The following is a 21,523-nucleotide window of genomic DNA, read 5'->3' on the forward strand; positions in this document are numbered from 1 at the left end:
CGGATCCGCGCGCGGGGCGCCGCTCAGTTGAGCAGCGGCGCCGTGTCGCGCGCGCGCCGCTGCCGCCGGAATGCGCCCGGCGGTTCGCCGATCACCTTGTGGAAGGCCCGCGAAAACGCGGCGTTGGAACGGTAGCCCACGTGCTCGGCGGCGCGCTCGATCGTCTCGCCGCCATTCAGCCGCTGGGCCGCGATCTTCATCCGCAACAGCAGCAGGAACTGCGCGGGCGGCTGGCCGCTGGCATCGACGAAATGCTTGTAGAAGCTCGAACGCGACATGTGCACGGCGCGCGCCATCGCGTCCGTCGACCAGTCGTGACCGGGCTCGGCCATCATGCGCTCCAGCAGCACCGCGAATTCCGGCCGGCGCGCCAGCGCCAGCAAGCCGGACAGCACTTCATGCTGCCGCGCGACATGGCGCGTCACATAGAAGAACAGCAGCGCGGCCAGCCGCGAGATCAGCGGCGACGGCAGGTCCGGATCGCTTCCCGCCTCGGCCAGCATCAGGTCGAACACGGTGCCGGCGGCACGGATCGATTCGTCCTCGGCGCGCAGCTCCACCACGGCCGGGAACGAATCGACGATCAGCGCGCTGAGCGCGCCATGGAACTGGAAGAAGCCGCACGCCAGGCCGGTGCTGTCCGGCACCTGCGCCGCCAGCGGCTGCATGCCGCCGGCCGGCAATGGCGCGTCCGGATCGGGATCGGGGCTGAGGAAATGCGGAATGTCGCGCAGCAGGAAGACGCCGTCGCGGGGGCCCAGGCGCAGCGGCGCGCGCCCGTCGACATGCAGCCAGCAGGTGCCGTGCAGGACCAGGTGGAAGCTGCCGAGGCCACGGCCCGCGGTCGAGGCGCGCCAGCGGCCGCAGTACTGGCCGACATGGAAAGCGGCCGCCTCCAGCTCGATGCTGTCGATCAGCCAGTGTACGAGGCGGTCGGTGTCGGAGGGGCGTTCCATGCGTATCGGGGTTGGAGATGGGCGCCCGATTATGCCGGACACGCGGCCATCGGGCCACGAAGGGATTTGCATAAGCAAATGCGCGCGGCTTTCAGCCGCTGCCGGGAGGCCCGCGGCAGCCCTACACCAGACCGGTCATGTAATACACCGCGATCACGAAGAACACGGCCAGCGTCTTGATGATCGTGATGCCGAAGATGTCCCGGTACGACTGCCTGTGCGTCAGCCCGGTGACCGCCAGCAGCGTGATCACCGCGCCGTTGTGCGGCAGCGTGTCCATGCCGCCGCTGGCCATCGCCACCACGCGGTGCAGCACCTCGAGCGGGATGCCGGCGGCGTTGCAGGCGGCGATGAAGCTGTCCGCCATCGCGGCCAGCGCGATGCTCATGCCGCCGGACGCCGACCCGGTGATGCCGGACAGCGTGGTGACCGAAATCGCCGCATTGACCAGCGGATCGGGAATCTTGCGCAGCGCCTCGCTGACGGCGATGAAGCCCGGCAGCGCGGCGATCACGCCGCCGAAACCGTATTCGGACGCGGTATTCATTGCCGCCAGCAGCGCGCCGCCGACGGCGGCCTTGGTGCCCTCGGCGAACGAGGCGCGGATGCGCCGGAACGCCGTTGCGCACACCAGCAGGATGCCCAGCAGCAGCGCGCCCTCGACCGCCCAGATGCCGACCACGGTCTTGATCGGCGTTTCGACCGGCGTCTTCAGGCCCGGCAGCAGGTCGGACGTCAGCGTGTAGCTGGTGCCGTACCACTTCGCGATGGCGGCGGTCAGCACGAAGTTGGCCACGCCCACCAGCACCAGCGGTGCCACCGACAACAGCGGATGTGGCAGGTCGGCCGCGGCGGGCGAAGCGTCCCTGCCCTGCTTCCCGTCGTCCGCGCCATAGCCTTCGCCGGTCGCCATCACGGTGCGGCGCCGCCACTCCAGGTACGCCAGGCCGGCGATCACGGTGGCGATCGCGCCGACGATGCTGAGCGACGGCGCGGCCCACCCGGTGGTCTGGAAGAACGTCGTGGGGATGATGTTCTGGATCTGCGGCGTGCCGGGCAGCGTGTCCATCGTGAACGAGAAGGCACCCAGCGCGATCGCGCCCGGCATCAGCCGTTTCGGGATACCGCTCTGGCGGTACAGCTCCGCCGCGAACGGATACACGGCGAACACCACCACGAACAGCGACACCCCGCCATACGTGAGCAGCGCGCACACGGCCACGATCACCGCGTTGGCCCTCGTGCTGCCGATGTAGCGGATCGCCGCATGCACGATCGACTGCGAAAAGCCGGCCATCTCGACCAGCTTGCCGAACACGGCGCCGAGCAGGAACACGGGGAAGTACAACTTGACGAAGCCGACCATCTTGTCCATGAAGATGCCGGAGAAGACGGGAGCGACGGCGGCGGGCTCCGTCAGCAGCACCGCGCCCAGCGCGGCCACGGGAGCGAACAGGATGACGCTGTAGCCGCGATAGGCGGCGAACATCAGGAATGCCAGGGCGGCCAGGACGATCAGGAAGGACATGGTCGGCTATTGTCGGGTTTGCATGCCGCCATGCTAACGAATTGCGCGATTTACTGCTCGCACCGGGAGCGGCTTGCGGGCCGCAAGCCGCTCCCGGCCAGCACTGCGCCTAGTGGAAGATGCCGACCGCCAGTTCCGCCCAGGCCACCAGCAGGGCCAGCACGATGACGGCGCCAGCGGCCATGCGCGACGTGCGGGTACGCAGCCTGGACCGCGCGAACTCCAGCGCCAGCCCGGTACCGGCCAGCAGCACCGCGGCCGCCACGAAATCGAAAACGCCCCAATTGAACGCACCGCCGAGCAGCATCGATACCAGCGGAATGAGCAGCAACGCACCCGTGACATACAGCACACGCAGCACGTTGCGGGTCGAGAACGGTTTGACGGGCGGGCTGTCGATCGTGCTTTTCATGGCGGGCTCCGAGGGGCGAAGGGACGAAACAGCCATGGTAGCACTGCACCGCGCAGCCGGATATGCCGCTGATTGCTTGCCCGGAACAAGGGTTAGCCGGTGCGCCGTATCGCCCCCCTTTTTCGTCCATTTCTCGGGCAACATCCGGATCGCACCGGCCCATCCGTCGTGTTGTAAAAACCACATTCGCGCTTCGCGTTTCTGCTACGCACAACTGATAGCGCTATCAGTTGTCGCCGCGTCCACAGAGGGAAATCAGGCATTCTGGCCTGCTAGTCGCCGGGCGACATCGGCAAACCATGCTGCATTGCAGCATAAATAAGCTCTTTACCGGAACCGGGAAGCGGCGTGATGATAGCGCTAACTAGCCAACTAATTAACCCGGAGACATTAATGACCCCAGCAAGTACCACACCGCCGACACGTTCCCCCCACGCTGCCCGCTGGGTCGTCATGGGCGTCTGCGGCTGCGGCAAGAGCACCATCGGCACGGCCCTGGCCGAGCGGCTCGGCACCCCCTTCATCGAAGGCGACAAGTTTCACCCGGCCGAGAACGTGGCCAAGATGTCCGCCGGCATCCCGCTGGACGACGCCGACCGGGCGGGCTGGCTGCGGGCGCTGGCGGACCAGATCGGCAACGCGCGCGAACGCGGTGAAGGGCTCGTGGTCTCGTGCTCGGCGCTGAAGCGGCGCTACCGCGACCTGCTGCGCCAGGCCGACCCGGAGCTGCGCTTTGCCCACCTGCAGGGCCCGCGCGAGCTGATCGCCGACCGCCTCGGCCGGCGTACCGACCACTACATGCCGCCGGCGCTGCTGGACAGCCAGCTGCGCGACCTCGAAGCACTGCAGGACGATGAGGGCGGCATCCGCCTCGATATCGCACAGCCGCCATCCGGGCTGGTGGAACGCATCATCGAACAGGGCTGAACGGACGGAAGCAAGCAGCATTCCCAAGCAGGATTCCCAAGCAGAATTCGCAAGCAGTCATGACACGCCAAGGTTGACGCGCCCTTTGTCGGGGGCAGCGCGCCGCTCATCAAAAGAATGGAGACAGACATGCGTACACCCACCCAGAGGACCCTGATCAATCTCGCCGTCGCCAGTGCCTGCGCGCTGCTGGCGCTGCCGGGCCATGCCCAGCAGACCGGCGCCGCCAGCCCCGCCGGCGAAGCGGCGCCGGCCGCGCCGGTCCAGGACGGCACGCCGGCAGCACAGACCGATGCAGCACAGCCCGCCGCCGCAACGACAGATGCAGTGCAGCCCGCCGCCGTGCAGGCCGACCCTGCGGCCGCCCCTGCAGCCGATCCCGTGCAGACTTCCGGCCAGAGCGCCACGCAAGGCTCGACGCAAGGCGGCGCCCCCGCCTCCACGCCCACCACCGTGGTGCAGATCTCCGGCACCCGCATCGCCGCCCGCGGCTTCACGCAACCCACGCCGACCACCAGCCTGTCGACTGCCGACCTGGAACGGGCGGCCAAGCCGAACCTGTTCAACACGCTGGCCGAACTGCCCGCGCTGCAGGGCAGCACGGGCCGCACCACCAGCACCAACAGCACCAGCAGCGGCATCCAGGGCCTGTCTTCGCTGAGCCTGCGCGGCCTTGGCACGATCCGTACGCTGACCCTGCTCGACGGCCAGCGCGTGGTCGGCGCCAACGTCACCGGCGTGACGGACGTCTCCCAGTTCCCGCAGTTGCTGGTCAAGCGGGTCGACGTCGTGACGGGCGGCGCGTCCGCCTCGTATGGTTCGGATGCCATCGGCGGCGCCGTCAATTTCATCACCGACAAGAAATTCAAGGGCTTCAAGTTCAACGCCGAAGGCGGCCAGACGAAATACCACGACGACGAACACGGCACCCTGCAGGCTGCCTGGGGCCGCGCCTTCCTGGACGACCGCCTGCACGTCACGCTGTCCGCCGAGGTCATGAAGGAGAACGGCATCGATTCGCCCGGCTTCGGCGAAGTGGGTCCAAACGGCCGCACCTGGTTCAAGAACTCGGCCTACCAGGTCCGTCCGCTGGCGCAGACCACCGATGGCCGGCCCCAGTACACGGTGATCCACCACGCGCAGCAATACCAATATGCGAAATACGGCCTGATCACGAATGGCCCGCTGCAGGGCACCGCGTTCGGCGCGGGCGGCGTGCCGTACCAGTTCCAGTACGGTTCGGGCGGCGTGCCTACCGGCACCGGCGCGGTGACAAACTGCGTGAATCCGTTCTGCGTCGGCGGCGACCTGTCCGGCAGCGTGGGCGCCGGTACCAACCTGGCGATGAACCTGAAGCGGCAGGTCGGCTATGCCCGCGTGTCGTGGGACCTGAACCCGGACAACGAGATCTATTTCACCGCCAACTGGGGCCAGGTGAAATCGCACTTCTCGCCGAATCCGGGCGCGGCCAAGAACGCCAACCTGACGATCCAGTGCGACAACCCGTTCGTGCCGGCCTCGATCCAGGCCGCCTGCGCGGCGAACAACATCACCAGCTTCCAGTACGGTACCGCGAACGCCAACTTCCCGGCCAACATCAACGTGCACCCCACCCGCACGCAGCGCCGCTTCGTGCTGGGCGCGGACGGCAAGGTGCCGCTGTTCGGCAAGGAATGGTCGTACGACGCCTATGTGACGCGCGGCGAGAACACCACCACCATCAACGTCCACGACATCACGCTCAACGCGCGCTATAACGCCGCGATCGACGCGGTGCGCGCGCCGGACGGCCGCATCGTCTGCCGCAACCCCGTGGCGGCGGCGTCCGGCTGCGTACCGTTCAACATCATCGGCGACAATCCGGCCGACCCGGCTGCATGGGCCTATATCGCCCCGCCGAACGGCCCGCGCCAGCACACCACGCAAAGCCAGGACGTGGCCAGCTTCAACATGAACGGCGAAGCGTTCGAAGGCTGGGCCGGTCCCGTGCTGATGGCCTTCGGCGCCGAATACCGCCGCGAGAAATACCAGGTGCGCGGCGATTCGTATGGCGCCGGCGTCGACGACCTGTCGCCCAGCACCGCGCTGCATCCGGCCGATCCGATCCTGAACAGTACCGTCGGCAACAACTGGTACGCGGGGAATTACCACAACGGCGACGGCAGCTACAGCGTGCGCGAAGCCTACCTGGAACTGAACCTGCCGCTGCTCAAGTCGGATCGCTGGGGCGAGATCAACCTGAACCTGGCCGACCGGCCGATGAAGTACAGCACGGCGGGCAGCGTCAATACCTGGAAGGCCGGCGCGACCTGGCAGACCCCGATCGACGGACTGCGGCTGCGCGCCGTCACCTCGAAGGACGTGCGGGCGCCCAACCTCTCCGAGCTGTATGCCGCGCCGGTGGTCATCAACAATATCGTGCAATACCAGGGCAACACGATCACCGTTCAGCAGCGCACGGTGGGCAACACCAACCTGCGGCCGGAAGTCGCGCGCAACAACTCGTTCGGCGTCGTGCTGTCGCAGCCTTCGTGGGCACGCGGCTTCTCGGCCTCGGTCGACTACTTCGACATCAAGGTGACCGACGTGATCTCGGCACTGACGGCGCAGCAGGAAGTCGACCTGTGCGTGGCCGGCAACCAGGAGATCTGCGGCGCGGTGGTACTCGACACCCCTGGCAACAACTCGGTCACGCTGCAGAACTTCAACCTCGCGTCACTTGAAACCAAGGGCGTGGACATCGAAGGCGCCTACCGCGCCAACCTGGCGGACTGGAACCTGCCGGGCCGCTTCACGGTGCGCGCGCTGGCCACCCGCACGCTGAACTTCATCACCAATTCCGGCGTGGTCGGCACGATCCCCAGCGAGGGCGCAGGGGTCAACCTGGGCGGCACGCCGAAGTGGAAGCTGCTGGCCCAGCAGACCTGGGAAAACGACCGCATGAGCTTTACGCTGAGCCAGCGCTGGTTCTCCGACGGCGTGTACAGCAACGAGTACATCGAGTGCCAGACCGGCTGTCCGGCGTCGACGATCATCCATCCGACGATCGCCGACAACAAGATGAAGGGCGCCACCTACGTCGACTTCGGCGGCAGCTACAACTTCTCGAAGGCCTTGCAGGTCTACTTCAAGATCGACAACCTGGCCGACCGCGATCCGGAACCGGCACCGCAGACCAACGCCAGCTTCGCGATCAACCCCACGCTGTACGACGTGGTGGGCCGTACCTACCGCATCGGCCTGCGCGGCACCTACTGACGGGCCGCGCACGTGTGGAACCTGCTTTCCGTCCTGCTGGCGGTCGGCCTGCTGACGCTGCTGATCGCCTGGGGCAAGGTGCAGCCGCTGCTGGCCTTCGTGGTGGCGGCGCTGGTGGCCGCCCTGCTGCTCGGCGTACCGCCGGCTCGCATTCCGGCGATGATCGAGAAAGGCATCGGCGACCTGCTCGGCTCACTGGTGGTGACCATCTGCCTGGGCGCCGTGTTCGGCAAGCTGATCGCCGACAGCGGTGCCGCGCGGCGCATCGCCACCTGCCTGATCGCGTCGCTGGGGCCGCGCCGGCTGCCGGCGGCGCTGACGATCACCGGCTTCGTGGTCGGCATCCCGCTGTACTACAACGTCGGCTTCGTGCTGCTGGTGCCGCTGATCTTCTCGCTGGTCTACCAGTCGGGGCGGCCGGCGGTGGCGCTGGCGATTCCCGTGCTGGCCGGGCTGTCGATCGCGCATGGTTTCCTGCCGCCGCATCCATCGCCGGTGGCGCTGGTGGCGGCCGTGCATGCCGACATGGGCACCACGCTGCTGTATGGACTGATCGTGGCGATTCCCACGCTGATCCTGTCCGGCCCCGTGTTCGCCACGACGCTCAGGCGCATCCGCGGCGAACCGGCGCAGATCTTCCGCAGTGCCGAGGTGCCGGACAGCGAGCTGCCGGGCGTCTTCAACAGTTTCGCCACCGCGCTGCTGCCGGTGGTGCTGCTGGGCGCGACGACGCTGCTGACGATGGCGCGGCCGGCGCTGGGGCCATCGCTGGCGGTGCTGTCCAACCCGCTGATCGTGATGCTGCTGTCGTACGGCGTCGCCATCGTCACGCTCGGGCTGGCGCGCGGCTGGAACCTGGCGCGCGTGATGCAGGGCCCGGGCGAGGCGATGCGGGAAATCGCGCCGATCCTGCTGATCATCGCCGGCGCCGGCGCGCTCAAGCAGGTGCTGGTGGAAACCGGCGTCGGCGCGCAGCTGGGCGCCCTGCTGGCCGATACGCCGGTGCCGCCGCTGGTGCTCGGCTGGCTGGTGGCCACGCTGATCCGCATCTGCCTCGGTTCGGCCACGGTGGCCGGCGTCACCGCCGCCGGCATCGTCGAACCGCTGGTGCGCAGCACCGGCGTGGACCCGAACCTGATGGTGCTGGCGGTCGGCGCCGGCAGCCTGATGTGCAGCCACGTCAACGATTCCGGCTTCTGGATGTTCAAGGAATATTTCGGGCTGTCGCTGCGCGACACCTTCCGCTCGTGGACGCTGATGGAAACACTGGTCGGCACCTTCGGGCTGCTGTTCGTGTTGCTGCTGTCGGCGGCGCTTGGTTGATGGACGAATACAACAACAGGAGACAGGCATTGAATACCCAGCTCTTACAGGCCGCCACGCTGGCAGCCACCCTGGCGGCCAGCGTGGCGCCATCCGCCGCGCAGGCAGCTTCCGTTTCCGCTTACCAGACGATGCCGGAAGACGGCCGCGCCGTCATCGCCCAGGCCAAAGGCGACGGCACGACCGACGATACGGCGGCGCTGCAGGCGGCCCTCGACAAGGCATCCAACGATGAACAGGGCGGCATCGTCTTCCTGCGGTCCGGCCGCTATCGCCTGACCCGCACGCTGCGCATCCCGCTGGCGGTGCGCCTGTATGGCGTGGGCGCCACCCGCCCCGTGTTCGTGCTGGCGCCGAAGACGCCCGGCTTCCAGAAAGGCGTGGCGAACATGGTGATCTTCACCGGCGGCGACCAGTACCGGGTCGGCAAGGTGCCGATGCCGGTGCCGAGCGCGGTGCCGTTCGACCCGGAAAACAAGCCGGTGCGCGACGCCAATTCGTCGACCTTCTATTCGGCGCTGTCGAATGTCGACTTCGAGATCGGCGAGGGCAACCCGGCCGCCGCGGCGGTGCGCATGCACACCGCGCAGCACTCGAACCTGTCGCACATCGACTTCCACATCGGCTCGGGACTGGCCGGCGTCTACCACGTCGGCAACGTCGCCTACAACCTGCGCTTCTACGGCGGCCGCTACGGCATCCTGGCCGAGAAGACGTCGCCTGCGTGGCAGTTCACGCTGATGGACTCCACCTTCGACGGCCAGCGCGACGCGGCGATCCGCGAGCACGAAGCCGGCCTGACGATGGTCAATGTCGACATCCGCAACACGCCGGTCGGCGTGGAGATCGACCGCGGCTACGGCGACTGGCTGTGGGGCAAGGACGTGCGCTTCGAGAACGTCTCGAAGGCGGCACTCATTGTCAGCAACGAGAACAATGTCTACACACAGGTCGGCTTCGAGAACGCCATCGCCAGCAACGTGCCCGTGTTCGCCCGCTTCCGCGACAGCGGCAAGGCGCTCGAGGGCAAGGGCCGCGACTACCGCGTCGACGCGTTCAACTACGGGCTCACGCTGGACAAGCTCGGCGAACCGGGCAAGTTCGCGACCAACTACAAGACCTCGGCGCTTTCCGCCGCCGCGCCGGCGCGTACCCGCGCCCTGCGCCTCCTGCCACAGTCGAAGGAATGGGTCAACGTGAAAACCCTGGGCGCCGCCGGCAACGGCACCACCGACGATACCGCCGCGCTCCAGAAAGCCATCGACAGCCACCGCGTGGTGTACCTGCCGCTGGGCTTCTACGTGGTCAACGACACGCTCCGCCTGAAGCCGGACACCGTGCTGGTGGGCCTGCACCCGGGTCTGACGCAGCTGCTGATCCCGAACGGCTCGCCGAAGTACCAGGGCGTGGATGCGCCGAGGGCGCTGCTGGAAAGCGCGCGCGGCGGCGATGCCATCGTCTCCGGCATCGGCCTGGCGACCGGTGAAGTCAACCCGCGCGCCGTGGCGCTGCTGTGGCGCGCCGGCGAGCAGTCGCTGGTCGACGACGTGCGCATCCAGGGCGGCCACGGCACCCGCCTGTACGACGGCAGCCGCGCCGACCCGTACAAGAAGGACGCCAAGTTCGACACCACCGCCCACTGGGACCGCCAGTACCCCAGCGTGTGGGTGACCGACGGCGGGGGCGGCACGTTCTCCGGCATCTGGTCGCCCAGCGGCTACGCGCAGTCCGGCTTCCACGTTTCCAACACGAAGACGCCGGGCCACGTGTATGAACTGTCGGCCGAGCATCATGTGCGCGCCGAGATCGTGCTCGATGGCGTGGAAAACTGGGAATTCCTCGCGCCGCAGACCGAGGAGGAAGTTCGCGACGGCATGGATGCGGTATCGCTGGAGATCCGCAATTCAAGGAACATCCTGTTCGCCAACTACCATGGCTACCGCGTGACCCGTTCGCTGAAACCGATGCCGGCCGCGGTGCTGATCAGCAATTCGTCGGACATCCGCTTCCGCAACGTGCACGTGAACGGCGAGAGCGGCTTCTCCACCTGCGACGACAACGGCTGCACCACGTACCTGCGCGCGTCGAAGTATCCGTACGAGAATGCCATCCGCGACGTGACGAACCGGCTCGAAGTGCGCGAGCGCGAATTCGCGGTGTTCGACTACACCGGCCGCCAGAAGGAGGCGCCGCCCGCACAGGGCAAGGTCGAGAAGCTGGAAACGGGCTTCTGGTCGATCGCCGGCGCGGCCGTGGATGCGGCGGGCAAGCTGTATTTCGTCGACCGCCACTGGCGCCGCATCCATGCGTACAGCCCGGAACGGGGGCTGGAAGTCGTGCGCGACGCCCCGCTCGACCCGGTCAACCTGGCGATCGACAATAGCGGCAACGTGATCGTGCAATCCTCGTTCGGCCCGCAGGCCTCGGTGTATGCGTTCAAGCCGGGAACACCGGGTACCGACGTCACGATGATCAAGCCGACACCGGTGAAGGCCGGCGCCGGGGCAGGTTCCAGGGCGCGCGTGGCCATCCCCGTCAACTTCTGGCAGAACGGCGAGTTCCGCGACCAGCTGAATCCGGATACCTACGAATTCACCACGCTGGCCGAGATGTTCGCCCGCGACGCGGCCATCCCGAAGGCGCAGGAATACGTGTCGCCGGACGGTTCGCTAGTCTTGCCGGCCTACCGCGTGCTGCGCCAGGGCCCGCCCGATCACCTGGGCTGGCGCTGGTCGGATGCCCTGAACACGCACGGCTTCGTCAGCGGGCGGATCGGCGAACGGGTGGTGTTCACCAACGGTTCCGAGAACCGCACGTTCAGCGGCGTGGTCGGGGCCGGCGGCGCGCTGACGGACCTGAAACAGGTGGCCGACCGCGGCGGCGAGAGCGCGGCGGTGGATGGCGACGGCAACGTGTACGTGGCGAACGGCCAGGTATTCGTCTACGGCAAGGACGGCAAGCAGAGCGGCCGCATCGACGTGCCGGAACGCCCGCTGCAGCTGATCTTCGGCGGGCCGGACAAGCGCACGCTGTACATCCTCACGCACCACAGCCTGTACTCGACGCGGATCTGAGCCATGCCCATGAAGCTCCCGACGAGGTTCTTCCCTGCCCTGCTGCTGGCCTTCGCGTGCACCGGCGCGCTGGCCCAGCAGGGCTCTTTCCCCCTCTGGCCGGACGGCGCGCCCGGCTCCGAAAAACGCCGCGGCGAGCCTGAAACCGTGAAGGATGGCGTCTACTTCAGCAACGTGCACGATCCGTCGCTGACCGTGCTGCGCGCCGATCCGCGGCACGCGAACGGCGCGGCGATGATCGTCGTGCCCGGCGGCGGGCACCGCATGCTGGTGTTCCAGAACGAAGGCGTGGCCGCGGCGAAGAACCTGAACCGCGCCGGCGTCACCGCCTTCGTGCTGAAGTACCGGCTGGCGCGCGATGGCGATTCCGGCTACACGATCGAAGGCGACGGCGCGGCCGACCTGCGGCGCGCGGTGCGCTGGGTGCGCACCCATGCGGCCGACTACGGCGTCGATCCGGCGCGGATCGGCGTGATGGGCTTCTCGGCGGGCGGCGAGCTGGTCTCGCTGGTCGCCGACAGTCCGGAACCGGCCGGCTTCGTGGCGCGCGATGCCGTGGATCGCGCCAGCGCCAGGCCGGACTTCCAGGTGCTGGTCTACCCCGGCCCGCTGGGCGTGCCGGCCAGTGCCGTCAAGGGCGCGCCGCCGGCGTTTCTCGTTGCCGGCTCGCGCGACACCTGCTGCATGCCGCCGACCATCGCGCTGTACCAGCAACTGGTGGCGGCCGGCGTCTCCGCCGAGCTGCACCTGTATGCCGATACCGACCACGCGTTCAACGTGGGCCAGCGCGGCGAGCGCATCTCGCTGCAGCACTGGCCCGACCGGCTGTCCGACTGGCTGGCCGATGGCGGCTGGCTGGTGCCGCGCGGCGGCCGGGCACCGGAAGGCGTGCCGGCTCCGTGAGCCGGCGCATGCCAACTTCGAGGAGACCGATGAAGCACGCACTGACGACCCTGGCCGCGGCATGCACGCTGCTGGCCGCCGGCGCCAGCCACGCCGACAGCCAGTTCAAGCTGCTGGTGCTGGCGATGCCCGGCAAGTACCACTATGAATACATCCCGATTGCACGCGACAGCCTGGAACGGCTGGCGAAGCTGCACTCGTTCGAATTCACGTACACCAACAAGCCCGCCGTGTTCGACGGCGACCTGCAACAGTACGGCGCGGTGATGTTCCTGAACACGCCGGGAGAGGAACTGAACCCGGCGCAGCGCGCGAAGTTCGAGGCCTACATGCGCGGCGGCGGCAATGCGATCGTCGTGCACCGCGCGGCGATCACCCCGCCGAACGGGTGGGTTTGGTATGAAAAGCTGGTGGGCCGCAGCGTCGGCCCCCATCCGATGCTGCAGACCGGCGTCGTCACCGTCGTCGACAAGGGCTTCCCCGCCACCTTCGGGTTGCCGGACCGGTGGATCTGGAGCGACGAGTTCTATGTCACCACCAATCCGTACAACGTGAAAATCAGCACGGTGCTGGGCGTGGACGAAAGCAGCTACGACCCGACGAAGATCTGGCCGGGCCAGTCGGTGCAGGGGATGGGCCCGGACCATCCGATCGCGTGGTACCACCACGTCGAAAAGGGCCGCGTGTTCGTCACCACGCTGGGGCACAACGGCGAGATGTACCGCGACCCGCAATACCTCGGGCACCTGATGGGCGGCATCTACTGGGCGGTCACGGGCAAGGGGCAGGTGCCCGCGCAAGCTGCGCAACCGGCGAAGACGCGGTAGCTGGCGGGGAAAACCTTGCTCTTTAAATGGGGTTCGTACCCAAGTGGGGTACGTCCCCATTTAAAAGCAACTTTCCCTAAAAACAGGGTCCGTCCCCATTTTTCGGGCAACTTTCTTCAACGGCAGCATAATTTTCCGCTAGTTAAGCGTTTTTGCTACTATCTCACGCTTGGACAAACTTTTTACCCGAGCGCGCGATCCGATGCCACAACTGCACCCCTGCCCCGACGACGACGGCAATCCCGTCGTCATCCGCATGCCTTCCACGCCGACCGCGCTCGCCGCATGGCAGGAACCGGCGCGGCTTGCCACGGTGCTTCCCGGCGGCGCCCTGCCCGATGCGGTCAACGGCATTGCGCTGGCGCCATGGGCCGCTGCACCGGACAGCGCGGCGGGATGGGCGGCGCTGGCCGGCCATGCGCTGCTGGAAGAGCCGCCGTTCGTGCTGCCGGACGGCATGCGCGCCGCGGCGGGCGCGGTGATCGTCGAGGATGACGGGCGCGTGTGGCTGGTCGCCCCGTCGAACCGCTTCGGCGGCTACAGCGCCACGTTCCCGAAAGGGCGTGCCGATTCCGGCGCCAGCCTGCATTGCACCGCGATCCGCGAGACATTCGAAGAGGCGGGACTGCAGGTGCAGCTGGTGGCCTTCCTTGCGGACTGCCGCCGCACGCTGACCTACACGCGCTACTACATCGCCCGCCGCATCGGCGGCACGCCGGCCGCGATGGGCTGGGAGACGCAAGCCGTGCACCTGGTTCCCATCGCGCAGCTGGAGCGCGTGGCGACGCACCACAACGATTTCCCGGTGATCAAGGCGGCGCGGGACTGGATCGAGACGTACTTGCGCTGAAGCCCGCACCGGTCACGCCGCCACCCGCGCCGCCTGGTCGCCGGGCTGCCGCAGCATCCGGTCCAGCAGTTCGATCCAGTGCCCGACCGGCACCGCGGTGCCGCCCTGCAGGTGGCCCTGGCAGCCGATATTGGCGGACACGATCTCACCGGCCCCCGTGGCGTGCAGCGCCGCCAGCTTGCGCTCGCGCAGCTGGGTGGACAGTTCCGGCTGCAGCAGCGAATAGGTGCCGGATGAGCCGCAGCACAGGTGGCTGTCGGCGCACAGCCGCACATCGACGCCCACCGCGCGCAGCAGGCCTTCCACCTTGCCGCGGACCTGCTGGCCGTGCTGCAGCGTGCATGGCGGGTGGAACGCCACCGGGTGTGCCCGGCCCGCGGCATTGCGCCCGCCGACCTTCTCCACCAGCTCGGCCTGCAGTTCGCACAGGATCTCGCTGACATCGCGGGTCAGCGCCGAGATGCGCGCGGCCTTGTCCGCGTAGGCGGCGTCGTGGCGCAGCAGGTGCCCGTATTCCTTGACGGTGACGCCGCAGCCGGACGACGTCATCACGATCGCCTCGGCGCCCCCCTCCACCAGCGGCCACCACGCATCGATATTGCGGCGCATGTCGTCGAGCCCACCGGCCTGGTCGTTCAGGTGGTAGCGGATCGCGCCGCAGCAGCCGGCCTTCGGCGCAATGGCCAGGCCGATCCCCAGCGCATCGAATACGCGCGCCGTGGCGGCATTGATGTTCGGCGCCATCGCCGGCTGCACGCAGCCATCGAGCAGCAGCATGGTGCGGGCGTGCCGGGCCGTTGGCCACCGGCCCGCGGGTGCCGGCCGCGCCACCTTGCCGCGCAGCGCGGCAGGCAGCACAGGCCGCAGCCACTGGCCGGCCTTCATTGCCGGCCTGAAGATCCAGCCGCGCGGCAGCACCTCGCGCAGCAGCGTCCGGGCGGCGCGCTGCGCGGCGGGCCGCGGCACCTGCCGCTCGACGATGGCGCGCCCGATATCGAGCAGCCGGCCATACTGCACGCCGGACGGGCACGTGGTTTCGCAGTTGCGGCACGTCAGGCAGCGGTCCAGGTGCAGTTGCGTGCCCGGCCCGGCGGCGGCTCCCTCCAGTACCTGCTTGATCAGGTAGATGCGCCCGCGCGGGCCGTCGAGCTCGTCGCCCAGCAGCTGGTAGGTCGGGCAGGTCGCGGTGCAGAAGCCGCAATGCACGCAGCTGCGCAGGATCGCTTCCGCCTCCTGCCCTTCCGGCGTGCCCTGGTACTCGGTGGCGAGATTGGTTTGCATGGTCAGAGGTCTCCGTACATGCGGCCCGGATTGAAGATGCCGGCCGGGTCGAACGCGTTCTTGAGGTTGCGGTGGATGGCATGGACGGCCGGCGCCAGCGGATGGAATACCTCGTGCCGGGCCGTACCGCGGTACAGCGTGGCGTGGCCGCCGTGCCGTGCCGCCAGCGCACGGATGGACTCCTGCGCATCGTCTGAGCGCAGCCAGCGCTGGCCGCCGCCCCATTCGATCAGTTGTGCCGTGCCGGGGGCCAGCGGGGGCGCCATCGTGGGGACCGACAGGCGCCACAGCGGCGTGGCGGGGTCGCCGGTGAAGAAGCCGTGGCGCTGCTCGCGCACATCGTGCCAGAACGCGCCGGCGGCCGCGTCAGGCAAGGCGTCGCCGCCGATGCGGCGCGCGGCGGCCGCCACCGCCGCCGCGGCGCCGGACAGGCGCACCGTCAGTTCGCCGGCGTGCCAGGCGCTGGCTGACACCGGCATCGGCTGGCCTGCCCACGCATTCAGGTGCCGCAGCGCCGCTTCCTCGTCGCATTCCAGGCGCAGGGTGGTTTCCATGGCCGGCCGCGGCAGCACCTTCAGCGAAACGTCCAGGATCAGCCCCAGCATGCCGAGCGAGCCCGCCAGCAGGCGCGACACGTCGTAGCCGGCGACGTTCTTCATCACCTGGCCGCCGAAGCGCAGCACTTCGCCCTGCCCGTTCATCAGGGTGGCGCCCAGCACGAAGTCGCGCACCGCGCCGGCAGCCTGGCGGCGCGGACCCGCCAGGCCGCTCGCGACGACGCCGCCGATGGTGGCGGCAGCGCCGAAATGCGGCGGTTCGAAGGCCAGCATCTGCCCTTGCGCGGCCAGGGCCGCCTCGATCTCGCGCAGCGGCGTGCCGCAGCGCGCGGTGATGACCAGTTCGGTGGGCTCGTAGCTGGCGATGCCGCGGTGCAGCGCCGTGTCCAGCAGCGCGCCGTGCGGCGTCCTGCCGTACCAGTCCTTGCTGCCGCCGCCACGGATGCGCAGCGGCGACCGGTTGCCGGCGGCCTCCAGCACGCGGGCGCGGAAGGTATCGAGCATGTCATGCATCTTGCGTTCCTTTCGCATGGCGGGTCAGCGGCGATTGCGCGAACCTGAACAGGCCGGCTTCCACCTTGCGCCGGCCATACTGCGCGCAGCGGTCCAGCGTGGGGATCGCCTTGTCCGGATTGAGTTGCCGCGCCGGGTCGAAGGCCCCCTTGACGGCGATGAACGCGGCGATCTCTTCGACGGTGAATTGCTCGCACATCGAATCGAGCTTCTCGATTCCCACGCCGTGTTCGCCGGTGATGGTGCCGCCGGCCGCCACGCACAGCGCCAGGATCGCTTCGCCGAAGGCCTCGGCGCGGGCGAATTCGCCGGGCGCGTTGGCGTCGAACAGGATCAGCGGATGCAGGTTGCCGTCGCCGGCGTGGAACACGTTGGCGCAGCGCAGCCCGTACTCGACGGCGAGCGCATCGATCCCTGTCAGCACTTCGGCCAGCTTGCGGCGCGGGATGGTGCCGTCCATGCAGTAGTAGTCGGGCGAAATGCGGCCGGCGGCGGGAAACGCGTTCTTGCGGCCCGACCAGAACCGCAGCCGCTCGGCTTCGTCGCGCGAGACGGCGATGGCGGTGGCGCCGGAGCGTGCCAGCACGGCGCTCATGCGGCCGATTTCCTCTTCCACCTCTTCCGGCAGGCCATCCGATTCGCACAGCAGGATGGCCGCCGCCTCGGTATCGTAGCCGGCACGCACGAACGGCTCGACCATGCGCGCGCTGGTGCGGTCCATCATTTCCAGCCCGGCCGGGATGATGCCCGCCGAGATCACGTCGGCCACCGCGTCGGCGCCCTGCACCACGCTGTCGAACGAGGCCATGATGACGCGCGCCTGCGGCGGCTTCGGCACCAGCTTCACGGTGGCTTCGGTGACCACGCCGAGCATCCCTTCGGAACCGATGAACACGGCCAGCAGGTCCAGCCCGGGCGCATCGGGCGCGCAACCGCCCAGTTCGACGATGTCGCCGTCGGCATTCACCATGCGCACGCGCAGCACGTTGTGCAGGGTAAGGCCGTACTTCAGGCAATGCACGCCGCCGGAATTCTCGGCGATGTTGCCGCCGATCGTGCAGGCGATCTGCGATGACGGATCGGGCGCGTAATACAGCGCATGGCCGGCGGCCGCTTCGGAAATCGCCAGGTTGCGCACGCCCGGCTGCACGGTGGCCGTGCGGGCCTGCGCGTCGATGGCGACGATGCGGCTCATCTTCGCGGTCGACAGCACGATGCCTTCGGCAACCGGCATCGCGCCGCCGGACAGCCCGGTGCCCGCGCCGCGCGGCACGATCGGCACGCCCAGGCCGCAGCAGGCGCGCAGCACGGCCACGACCTGGGCCTCGTTTTCCGGCAGGGCCACCGCCAGCGGCAACTGGCGGTAAGCGGTGAGGCCGTCGCACTCGTAGGGACGGGTATCCTCTTCGTCGAACAGCAGGCAGTGCGGCGGCAGTACGGCATGCAGGGCGGCGCGCAGGGCGGCAACCGTGGCGCCGCGGCGGCCGGCCATCGAGCCGCTCATTGCACTCATTGCACTATCGTGATCGGGGGCATTCATCAGGCGTCTCCTGCTGGCTTTTTTTCACTGGAGCCAGTGTAGCGGCAGGACGCCGGTGCAAGCGGTGAAAAGTATTAACCGCTGCATCCGATATTTTTCACCCCCCGGCGTAGGCCGCCAGCAGCCAGTCGACGAACAGCTGCACTTCCGGCCGCAGCCGGGTGCCCTGGTCGTACACCACGTAGTAGGCGTGCGGGGGCGAGGCCAGCCGGATGTCGAACAGCTCGACCACCTCGCCCCTGTCGATCATCTCCTGCGCGAAATGCTGCCGCGTGAGGCCGACGCCCTGCCCCAGCCGCACCGCTTCCAGCAGCAGGCCGAGATCGTCGATGCGCACGCCGGTGGCGGGTTCAGGCCAGTCCAGCCCGGCCACGTCGAACCACGACTTCCAAGGTTCCAGCGCGGAGCGCAGCAAGGTGGCCTTCGCCAGCTCGGCCGGGCTGGCGATGCCGCCGATACGCTCCAGGTAGGCCGGGCTGGCCACCACGAAGGCAGGCTCTTCCATCAGTTTGACCGTTTCCAGGTCGGGATACCTGCCGGCGCCGAAGCGCACTTCCAGGTCCGATTCGGACAGTGCCAGGTCGTAGAGCGGCACGGACAGGAACACGTCGACAGCGATGTCCGGGTGTGCAGCCGTGAACTCGGCCAGGCGCGGCAGCAGCAGGTAGCGGGCAAAGGTGGGCGGCACGGTGATCTTGATGCGCGGCTGTGCCGGCGGCGCGCGGCCCGGCATCGGGAAATCCGTCAGCGTCTGCAGCGCGGTGCAGACCACTTCCAGGTAGCTGCGGCCGAACGGTGTGAGCGCCGGCGCCCGGCCGTCGCGGATGAACAGGCGGTCGCCGACGAACTCTTCCAGCAGGCGGATGCGGTGCGACAGCGCGGAGGGCGTGATGCACAGCTGGTTGGCGGCCACGGCGAACGAGCCGGCTTGCGCCGCGGCTTCGAAGGCGACCAGCGCGTGAACGGGGGGGAAGCGTTTTGCCATGGCGGTCCGGGAGTGATTCGTTCTTCGGGAACGCCGAAACGCCCGTCCCTGCCGGCACGGGCGTTGGGCGTCCGGCCAGCCATTTTAATGGGGAATCATCCCCGTGAACACATAGGCCTGCAACACCGTCATGATGCCGACGATGACGGCGAAGAACAGGCTGTGCTTGAGCGTGAAGCGGAACAGTTCCGATTCACGGCCCACCAGGCCGGTAGCCGCGCAGGCCACGGCGATGGACTGCGGCGAGATCATCTTGCCGGTGACGCCGCCGGTGGTATTGGCCGCCACCATCAGCGTGTCGGACACGCCGATCTGGTGCGCCGTGGTGCTCTGCAGTGAGCAGAACAGCGCGTTCGACGATGTATCGGACCCGGTGAGGAACACGCCCAGCCAGCCCAGGAACGGCGAGAAGAACGGGAAGGCCACGCCGGTACCGGCCAGTACCAGGGCCAGCGTTGATGACATGCCCGAGTAATTGGCGACGAAGGCGAACGCCAGCACCAGGCCGATCGACAGCACGGGCCGGCGCAGTTCCACCAGCGTGTCCCGGAAGGCGCGCAGGCCGTCGGCCGGCTTCATGCCGAGCAGGATCATCGAGACGATGCCGGTGATCAGAATCGGCGTGCCGACCGCGGACAGGATGTCGAGCTTGTAGACGGCCTCATACGCCTTGGGCACGGTGACGATCGGCGCGGTCTTGATGACCATGCCGTCGAGGTAGGGCACGTGCACCTTCAGCACCGTCCAGGCCAGCGGGCCGCTGGTGAACAGCGCCTTGAAGAACGGCAGGCTCCATACGGTGACGATGGCCGTCAGGATGCCGAACGGCGCCCAGGCGCGCACCGTCTGCGCCAGCGTGTACGGCGAGCGGGTGCGGCCGGCCAGCTGGCCGCCGCCGAAGCCGAAGCCGTTGCCGGAGGTCTTGCCGGACAGCGCAGCCGCGCCGCCCGCCGCCACCACGCCGCAGGCGGCATTCTTGGCGGTGGCCGGCTGCCAGACCTTCAGCAGCAGGGTCAGCGACACCAGGCTGACCAGCGCGGACGTGATGTCCGGCAGTTCCGGGCCGATGAAGTTGGAGGTGAAGTACTGCGTGACGGCGAAGCTGCCGCCGGCCACCAGCGCGCCCGGCCACACTTCCTTCACGCCGCGCAGGCCGTCCATCATGAAGACCAGCCAGAACGGCACGAACAGCGACAGCAGCGGCAGCTGGCGTCCCGCCATCGCGCCGATGTGCATCGCGTCGATGCCGGTCACCTGCCCTGCCACGATGATCGGAATGCCCATCGCGCCGAAGGCCACCGGCGCGGTATTGGCGATCAGGCACATGCCGGCCGCGTACAGCGGGTTGAAGCCCAGGCCAACCAGCAGCGCGGCGGTGATCGCCACCGGCGCGCCGAAACCGGCGGCGCCTTCCAGGAATGCCCCGAACGAAAAGCCGATCAGCAGCATCTGCAGGCGCTGGTCGTCGGTGATCGACAGGATCGACGCGCGGATCACCGCCAGCTGGCCGGTACGGTCGACAACCTTGTACAGGAACACGGCGGTGATGATGATCCACGCGATGGGCCACAGGCCGTAGGCGAATCCATAGCCGGCCGACGCCAGCGCCTGCGGCACCGGCATGCCATAGGCGAATACCGCCACGACCAGCGCAAGCCCCAGCGTGACGGCGCCCGCCACGTGGCCTTTCATCCGCAGCACCGCGAGGGCCAGGAAGAAGAAGATGATGGGAACGGCGGCGGCCAGGGCGGAGAGCCCCAGGCTGCCGAGCGGTGCATAGACTTGGTTCCAGACCTGCATGGTGTGCTCCTCCAGACGATTGGTTTTATGTTATGTCGGAGGAAAGTGTACGGCGGGCCACGGCGCCAAAACCGCCGCCGGCCGGTGAAATGAATTGACGCCAGAAGTGAAAATCTTTCACCGGTGCCGGCACACAGTGTCAGCCGGCTGTAAGGAGCCGGCTGACACTATGTGCCGGCGCCATGCCGGACAGGGTATCGAAGTGGATCACCTGCGCGCCGAGCGCGGCGATGAAATCGGCGTCATGGGTCGACACGAGGATGGTGCCGCGCTGGCATGCGGCCTTGATCAGGCCGGCCAGCACGTCGCGCGCCGCCACGTCCAGGCCATTGCTGGGCTCGTCGAACAGCATGACCAGCGGCGCGCCGATCCACGCGGCGGCAAGCATGGTTTTCTTCTGCGTGCCCAGCGACATGTCAGCGAAGCGGGTGTCGAGGTGCGCCGCCAGTCCCAGCCGCTGCGCGATGTCCAGCACATCGGCCTCCAGTTTGCAGCCCTTGGCCCAGGCGACGAACTGCAGGAACTCGTGGCCGCGCATGAACGGATATACCGGGCATTCATCCGGTACATAGGACAGGCAGGACTTCGCGGCCAGCGGTGCATCGGCCAGCGAATGCGGCCCGATATGGATAGTGCCGCCGTCGGGCTCGACGATGCCTGCCAGCAGGCGCAGCAACGTCGATTTGCCGATGCCGTTGGGGCCGCGCAAGGCGTGGACGCCTGGCGCGAAGCGCCCGCTGGCCCCTTGCAGGACGGTCTTGTTGCCGAACGATTTATCGAGATCACTGA

Annotated in this window: 15 protein-coding genes and 1 pseudogene; 7 read left to right on the top strand and 9 right to left on the bottom strand. The window is 68.2% G+C overall.

All coding sequences use genetic code 11. The features are described from left to right. Positions 1 to 23 precede the first annotated feature (23 nt). From ACY34H_RS04825 to ACY34H_RS04835, 3 genes are all read right to left on the bottom strand, one after another. Complete coding sequence (locus ACY34H_RS04825) at positions 24 to 956, bottom strand: cupin domain-containing protein (protein WP_464976345.1); 933 nt, start codon at positions 954 to 956, stop codon at positions 24 to 26. Between the two features lie 121 nt (positions 957 to 1,077). Further along, positions 1,078 to 2,484, bottom strand: coding sequence for a GntP family permease (locus tag ACY34H_RS04830; protein WP_464976346.1), 1,407 nt, complete (start codon positions 2,482 to 2,484; stop codon positions 1,078 to 1,080). 109 nt (positions 2,485 to 2,593) lie between these two features. Continuing rightward, a complete protein-coding gene (locus tag ACY34H_RS04835) occupies positions 2,594 to 2,896 on the bottom strand; it encodes a hypothetical protein (protein ID WP_464976347.1) in 303 nt (100 codons plus the stop codon). Between the two features lie 393 nt (positions 2,897 to 3,289). Here ACY34H_RS04835 and ACY34H_RS04840 point away from each other — a divergent pair, with 393 nt between their 5' ends. The 7 genes from ACY34H_RS04840 (at position 3,290) to ACY34H_RS04870 (ending at position 14,058) form a co-directional block, all read left to right on the top strand. Beyond that, entirely contained in the window at positions 3,290 to 3,823 is a 534-nt protein-coding gene (locus ACY34H_RS04840) for a gluconokinase (RefSeq protein ID WP_464976348.1), read from the top strand. 129 nt (positions 3,824 to 3,952) lie between these two features. After that, positions 3,953 to 7,081 (top strand): TonB-dependent receptor plug domain-containing protein, encoded by a 3,129-nt coding sequence (locus tag ACY34H_RS04845; RefSeq protein ID WP_464976349.1) that lies wholly within the window; start codon positions 3,953 to 3,955, stop codon positions 7,079 to 7,081. A 12-nt stretch (positions 7,082 to 7,093) separates the two neighbouring features. Then, positions 7,094 to 8,404: a GntT/GntP/DsdX family permease gene (locus ACY34H_RS04850; RefSeq protein ID WP_464976350.1), complete on the top strand. Its 1,311-nt coding sequence runs from the start codon at positions 7,094 to 7,096 to the stop codon at positions 8,402 to 8,404. 29 nt (positions 8,405 to 8,433) lie between these two features. Further along, a complete protein-coding gene (locus ACY34H_RS04855; protein WP_464976351.1) occupies positions 8,434 to 11,478 on the top strand; it encodes a glycosyl hydrolase family 28-related protein in 3,045 nt (1,014 codons plus the stop codon). Between the two features lie 3 nt (positions 11,479 to 11,481). Beyond that, a complete protein-coding gene (locus tag ACY34H_RS04860; RefSeq protein ID WP_464976352.1) occupies positions 11,482 to 12,381 on the top strand; it encodes an alpha/beta hydrolase in 900 nt (299 codons plus the stop codon). Between the two features lie 29 nt (positions 12,382 to 12,410). Next, positions 12,411 to 13,208, top strand: coding sequence for a ThuA domain-containing protein (locus ACY34H_RS04865; RefSeq protein WP_464976353.1), 798 nt, complete (start codon positions 12,411 to 12,413; stop codon positions 13,206 to 13,208). A gap of 202 nt (positions 13,209 to 13,410) precedes the next feature. Further along, positions 13,411 to 14,058, top strand: a complete 648-nt coding sequence (locus ACY34H_RS04870) for an NUDIX domain-containing protein (RefSeq protein ID WP_464976354.1) — start codon at positions 13,411 to 13,413, stop codon at positions 14,056 to 14,058. 12 nt (positions 14,059 to 14,070) lie between these two features. Here ACY34H_RS04870 and glcF read toward each other — a convergent pair whose 3' ends face one another. From glcF to ACY34H_RS04900, 6 genes and pseudogenes are all read right to left on the bottom strand, one after another. Next, a complete protein-coding gene (gene glcF, locus ACY34H_RS04875) occupies positions 14,071 to 15,339 on the bottom strand; it encodes a glycolate oxidase subunit GlcF (protein ID WP_464976355.1) in 1,269 nt (422 codons plus the stop codon). A 2-nt stretch (positions 15,340 to 15,341) separates the two neighbouring features. Beyond that, the gene (gene glcE, locus ACY34H_RS04880; protein WP_464976356.1) at positions 15,342 to 16,409 is read right to left on the bottom strand and encodes a glycolate oxidase subunit GlcE; all 1,068 of its coding nucleotides are present in this window, start codon (positions 16,407 to 16,409) and stop codon (positions 15,342 to 15,344) included. Continuing rightward, positions 16,402 to 17,913 carry an FAD-linked oxidase C-terminal domain-containing protein gene (locus tag ACY34H_RS04885; protein WP_464976383.1) on the bottom strand — a complete coding sequence of 504 codons (1,512 nt, stop codon included), beginning with the start codon at positions 17,911 to 17,913 and terminating at the stop codon, positions 16,402 to 16,404. The genes glcE and ACY34H_RS04885 overlap by 8 nt, the downstream gene beginning before the upstream one ends. A 133-nt stretch (positions 17,914 to 18,046) precedes the next feature. Then, a complete protein-coding gene (locus ACY34H_RS04890) occupies positions 18,047 to 18,934 on the bottom strand; it encodes a LysR substrate-binding domain-containing protein (protein ID WP_464976357.1) in 888 nt (295 codons plus the stop codon). A gap of 84 nt (positions 18,935 to 19,018) precedes the next feature. Beyond that, positions 19,019 to 20,734 (bottom strand): lactate permease LctP family transporter, encoded by a 1,716-nt coding sequence (locus ACY34H_RS04895; RefSeq protein WP_464976358.1) that lies wholly within the window; start codon positions 20,732 to 20,734, stop codon positions 19,019 to 19,021. Positions 20,735 to 20,873: 139 nt separating this feature from the next. Next, positions 20,874 to 21,458, bottom strand: a pseudogene (locus tag ACY34H_RS04900) (ATP-binding cassette domain-containing protein); the annotation flags it as partial. Positions 21,459 to 21,523: the final 65 nt, after the last annotated feature.

This window comes from Pseudoduganella sp. jia 9 (assembly GCF_055502615.1).

Coding starts and splice junctions, on each gene's coding strand:
- ACY34H_RS04840 (WP_464976348.1), top strand. CDS start 3,290: ATGACCCCAGCAAGTACCACACCGCCGACACGTTCCCCCCACGCTGCC.
- ACY34H_RS04830 (WP_464976346.1), bottom strand. CDS start 2,484: ATGTCCTTCCTGATCGTCCTGGCCGCCCTGGCATTCCTGATGTTCGCC.
- ACY34H_RS04870 (WP_464976354.1), top strand. CDS start 13,411: ATGCCACAACTGCACCCCTGCCCCGACGACGACGGCAATCCCGTCGTC.
- ACY34H_RS04835 (WP_464976347.1), bottom strand. CDS start 2,896: ATGAAAAGCACGATCGACAGCCCGCCCGTCAAACCGTTCTCGACCCGC.
- ACY34H_RS04860 (WP_464976352.1), top strand. CDS start 11,482: ATGCCCATGAAGCTCCCGACGAGGTTCTTCCCTGCCCTGCTGCTGGCC.
- ACY34H_RS04865 (WP_464976353.1), top strand. CDS start 12,411: ATGAAGCACGCACTGACGACCCTGGCCGCGGCATGCACGCTGCTGGCC.
- ACY34H_RS04825 (WP_464976345.1), bottom strand. CDS start 956: ATGGAACGCCCCTCCGACACCGACCGCCTCGTACACTGGCTGATCGAC.
- glcF (WP_464976355.1), bottom strand. CDS start 15,339: ATGCAAACCAATCTCGCCACCGAGTACCAGGGCACGCCGGAAGGGCAG.
- ACY34H_RS04890 (WP_464976357.1), bottom strand. CDS start 18,934: ATGGCAAAACGCTTCCCCCCCGTTCACGCGCTGGTCGCCTTCGAAGCC.
- glcE (WP_464976356.1), bottom strand. CDS start 16,409: ATGCATGACATGCTCGATACCTTCCGCGCCCGCGTGCTGGAGGCCGCC.
- ACY34H_RS04895 (WP_464976358.1), bottom strand. CDS start 20,734: ATGCAGGTCTGGAACCAAGTCTATGCACCGCTCGGCAGCCTGGGGCTC.
- ACY34H_RS04885 (WP_464976383.1), bottom strand. CDS start 17,913: ATGAGCGGCTCGATGGCCGGCCGCCGCGGCGCCACGGTTGCCGCCCTG.
- ACY34H_RS04845 (WP_464976349.1), top strand. CDS start 3,953: ATGCGTACACCCACCCAGAGGACCCTGATCAATCTCGCCGTCGCCAGT.